At 65.1% G+C, this 2,707-nt stretch carries 2 protein-coding genes; both read right to left on the reverse strand.

Going from position 1 to position 2,707, the window contains the following annotated elements:
- Positions 1-140: 140 nt before the first annotated feature.
- A complete protein-coding gene (gene mtaB, locus SO140_RS45565; RefSeq protein WP_449384687.1) occupies positions 141-1,394 on the reverse strand; it encodes a tRNA (N(6)-L-threonylcarbamoyladenosine(37)-C(2))-methylthiotransferase MtaB in 1,254 nt (417 codons plus the stop codon).
- A complete protein-coding gene (gene dapF, locus SO140_RS45570; protein WP_449384688.1) occupies positions 1,394-2,266 on the reverse strand; it encodes a diaminopimelate epimerase in 873 nt (290 codons plus the stop codon). The genes mtaB and dapF overlap by 1 nt, the downstream gene beginning before the upstream one ends.
- Between the last annotated feature and the right edge of the window lie 441 nt (positions 2,267-2,707).

A 2,707-nucleotide genomic window follows, 5' to 3' on the forward strand; every position in this document is an offset into this window, starting at 1 on the left:
TCGAACAAGGAGATGATCTGAAATGATCTAACAACCACTCATCCTTGACCAAGCCCATACAAGTATTCCAGAGGCAGTGATGGGATACGGAGAAGCCGCGGCGTACCGGGTCGCCCGGTCGAGCCGGGCGACGACAGCGATTATGTGGTCAGCCGCTCGCCATCCTCACCGACGACCTGAAGCGGCACGACACTTCCCACCGCTGCCCCAGCGACCGCCACCGGCAGATAGTGCTCCGTGCGCCCCTGGCTGGCGCTCTCGATCAGCACCTCGCGGCTCGCGCCGACCTCGGCCTTTAGCCTGCGCCGCAACGCCGCTTCACCTGCCGCACGCAACCGTCTCGCGCGATCCTTGATCACCGCGCCTGCGACCTGCGGCATCCGCGCGGCCGGTGTGCCGGGGCGCGGCGAATAGGGAAAGACGTGCAGGAAGGTGAGACCGCATTCCTCGACGAGATCGCGCGAGCGCGCAAACATCTCTTCCGTCTCGGTCGGAAATCCCGCGATGATGTCAGCGCCGAGCGCGATGTCCGGTCGCAGGCGGCGCACCTGCTCGCAGAACGCAATAGCGTCCGGGCGCGAATGCCGCCGCTTCATCCGCTTCAAGATCATGTCGTCGCCGGATTGCAGCGACAGATGCAGATGCGGCATCAGCCGCGCATCGTCGGCGATGGCATCGAGCAGATCGCCATCTGCCTCGATCGAATCGATCGATGAGATGCGCAGGCGCTTCAGCTCCGGCACATGCCGCAAGATCTGCTTCGTCAGCATTCCGAGTTTTGGCGCGCCCGGCAGGTCGGCGCCGTAGCTCGTGAGATCGACGCCGGTCAGCACGATCTCGGCATGGCCGCGCTCCGTCAGCCCGCGCACCTGCTCGACCACCGCGCCCATTGGCACGGAACGCGAATTGCCGCGACCGAACGGGATGATACAGAAGGTGCAGCGATGGTCGCAGCCGTTCTGCACCTGCACGAATACGCGCGGCAGGCCGCTCGCAAAGCCGTCGATCAGATGCGGCGCCATCGCCTTCACCGCCATGATGTCGCTGACCGCGATCTTGTCGCCGTTGCCGATATCGAACGCGGCACGCGCCTCACGCCAGGCTTTGGGGTGCATCTTGTCGTCATTGCCGACGACGCGATCGACCTCGGCCATATCAGCGAACATGTCGCTTTGTGTCTGCGCCGCACAGCCGGTGACGACAATGCGTGCGCCGGGGCGCTCGCGCTTCAATTTACGGATCGACTGCCGGGCCTGCGCCACTGCCTCGTTGGTGACCGCGCAGCTATTGATGACGATGGTGTCGGAAAGCCCTGCGCCTTCCGCCTCGCGGCGGATCACCTCGGCCTCGAAGGCGTTGAGACGGCAGCCGAAGGTTACGACCTCGACGCCCATCAGGCGACCGAGGCGAACAGCGCCGGATCGAAATTGCCCTCATATTCGAAGGTCGCGGTGCCCGTCATCAGCACGTGATCGTCGCCCTCGCGCCATTCGATGCCGAGCTTGCCGCCGGGCAGCGTGATCTCGACGCTGCGGTTGGTGCGCTTCAGCCGCGCCGCTGCGACCGCCGTCGCGCAGGCCGCCGAGCCGCAGGCCTTCGTAAGCCCTGCGCCGCGCTCCCAGGTGCGGATCGTGATGTGGTCGCGATCGACGATGTGGGCGAGCGTGATGTTGGCGCGCTCGGGGAAGATCGGATGGTTTTCCAGCAGCGGTCCAAAGCGCCCGAGGTCATAGGCGTTGACGTCGTCGACCCAGAAGATCGCGTGCGGATTGCCCATGCTCACGGCCGACGGCGAATGCAGGATCGGCTTGTCGATCGGCCCGATCTGCAACTCGATGTAACGGGTGTCGCGAAACTCCTCCGCCAGCGGAATGTCCTGCCAGCCGAACTTCGGCGCACCCATGTCGACGGTATAGAGATCGGGTGCGGGGCCCTGCCAGCAATTGAGAAGGCCCGCGGCGGTTTCGAACGTCGCCGTGGTCTGCCTGGTCGTCTCGAAGATCCTACGCACCACGCAGCGCATGCCGTTACCGCAGGCGCCGGCCTCCGAGCCGTCATTGTTGTAGATGCGGATGAAGGCTTCGGTGCCATCGAGCCGCGGCTTCTGCAGCACCATGAGCTGGTCGTAGGGCACACCCTTCACGGAGGCGACCGCGCGCGCGTCGTCCGGCGTGACCGGGGCAGCCGAATCCCGCATGTCGACAACGACGATCTCGTTGCCGATGCCGTTCATCTTGGCAAATGCGTGGTTGGCGAGGGCGCTCATGAAATGTCCTGAATTTCGCCTGTCTTATATGGCGATCATGGGACGGTTGGCCAGTCATTTGCCGCGTGTGCCCTATGACGCATCTGTCATGGGACGAATTTGGGCCATGCGTGTTAGATAGGCGCGTTCGCGCGAACCGGGACGCGCACGTGGTGCAAGAAATGCGGGCAGGGCCTTACTTGCCTTGGGGAGACACGCAATGACGAGCTTTTTCCGTCCTTTTCTGGCCGCGGTGATCCCCGCAGCGGCCGTTACCCTCTGCCTCTCCGGCGCGTTCGCCCAATCGCCGACCCCGGCACCGGCAGCCTCCGCAAGCCCCTCACCGGCAACCTCGCCCTCGCCGGCCGCCAGCGCATCGCCCTCACCCGCGACGTCCCCATCGCCGGCTCCGGCGGCCAGCGCCTCCCCCTCGCCCAGCCCCACGGCTGTCTCTTATACACA

The organism is Bradyrhizobium sp. UFLA05-108 (assembly GCF_059803455.1).